This window comes from Janibacter sp. CoH_79_TC_3 (assembly GCF_058197955.1).
Genome location: NZ_JBXWIV010000142.1, coordinates 1 through 253, shown reverse-complemented (window position 1 = coordinate 253; position 253 = coordinate 1). Strand labels below are relative to the sequence as shown.

Genomic DNA, 253 nt, shown 5'->3' with positions numbered 1-253 from the left:
ACTGCACTCAGTGCAACACTACCTGTAACCTTTAAAATATGTTTTAGATTCATAATTCAACTTTCCTTTCTTTTGGCCAGCCTTTTGTTGTCTTTTCAATAAACTTATGGAAGAAGATCAACAAGGATGGCAATACAAACAAGATACTAATTACTGAGATCAATGCACCACGTGCAAGCAATACAACAAGACTCTTGATCAAATCCATCTTTGCGAAGAATGAAACACCGATACATGCCGCAAAGAATGAGAA

Annotated in this window: 1 protein-coding gene; it reads right to left on the bottom strand. The window is 36.4% G+C overall.

The features are described from left to right. Positions 1–49: 49 nt before the first annotated feature. On the bottom strand, positions 50–253 hold a 204-nt coding region (locus AC2FA3_RS15400; protein WP_490510350.1), incomplete at its 5' end, for a hypothetical protein.